At 32.8% G+C, this 604-nt stretch carries 1 protein-coding gene; it reads right to left on the bottom strand.

The features are described from left to right. Positions 1-170 precede the first annotated feature (170 nt). Positions 171-604 (bottom strand): type IV secretion system protein (locus ACFIK3_RS09785; protein WP_375676642.1); only part of this gene is annotated, 434 nt, incomplete at its 5' end.

Below are 604 nucleotides of genomic sequence, written 5' to 3'. Positions count from 1 at the left end.
AACGAATTTTCAACTTTTTATCACCTTGAAACATAGATACATGCTAAACGCGTTATTCGCATTTATACATTACCTAAATGTTTTCATTACGATATCTTGGCTTTGATAAAATCTCTGTGCTTCTTTGAATTGTTCGGATAGTACTGAACCTTCTACATTGGCTTTTGTTTTTATCGTATGGTAGGCATCCCGTTTTTTTCATGGTCAAAAATTTTCATATCAAGTTCGCGTCTTTTCCTTTTGATAAGTGATTGCTCAGCATTACGTAAATGCGCTACCATTTCCATCTTTATAAATTCATTTTGGATCATGGCTAACGAACCATCGATACGTGCTTGAAGATCTGCAATATCTTTCAGGTTTTCTTTTTTTTGAATTTCATCTAATAGATGTTCGAGGTATTTAAAACGATTTTCTACGTTTTCAAAAGTTTCTAAACTTACAGCTTTATCTTGTATCGATGCAAATTGTAAACGCTCCGAAATAGCTTTGCCCATTTTATCAAAAGTCCCAGAAATTTTGTTTTCTTCCTCTAATACCTTTTGATATGATTCCCTTGAAAGCTTATCTTTCTTATAGAGCGATTCTGGTTCTTTGAGAAAAA

Origin of the sequence: Bartonella sp. CB10SXKL, from assembly GCF_042195515.1 — a bacterium.
GTDB lineage: Bacteria > Pseudomonadota > Alphaproteobacteria > Rhizobiales > Rhizobiaceae > Bartonella.
Note: the sequence above shows the minus strand (reverse complement) of the source record. Positions and strands in the feature narration are given on the sequence as shown.